This is a genomic window from Psychrobacter sp. S1-30-MNA-CIBAN-0213, assembly GCF_040309845.1.
In the GTDB taxonomy this organism is placed as follows: Bacteria; Pseudomonadota; Gammaproteobacteria; order Pseudomonadales; family Moraxellaceae; genus Psychrobacter.
Genome location: NZ_JBEOPE010000109.1, coordinates 1 through 257 on the forward strand (window position 1 = coordinate 1; position 257 = coordinate 257).

1 protein-coding gene is annotated in these 257 nt (G+C 42.8%); it reads right to left on the reverse strand.

The features are described from left to right. On the reverse strand, positions 1–257 hold a 257-nt coding region (locus AAEY87_RS14150; RefSeq protein WP_350657633.1), incomplete at both ends, for a catalase.

Here is a 257-nt window from a genome sequence, read left to right on the forward strand (position 1 = left end):
GTATATAACACCAGCTTGCGCGAAGTTTTGCTGTTTTTTAATCGCAGCTTGTTGTACAAAGCCTTTTAGCTCTGTGTTACTTCTACGTGCAATTGGGTTTTCAGCTACGTTTTCTTGGCTTGGCTGGTAGTTCACATTGCTTGTAGTGTTACCAATATTCATTGCGCCGTCTTGGTTGTAGTTAACCACTTCAACTTTTGCACGGTTAATTGGCAGTTGCTGGTGGTTAGCACCTAGGCGGTACATTTGTGTATCAG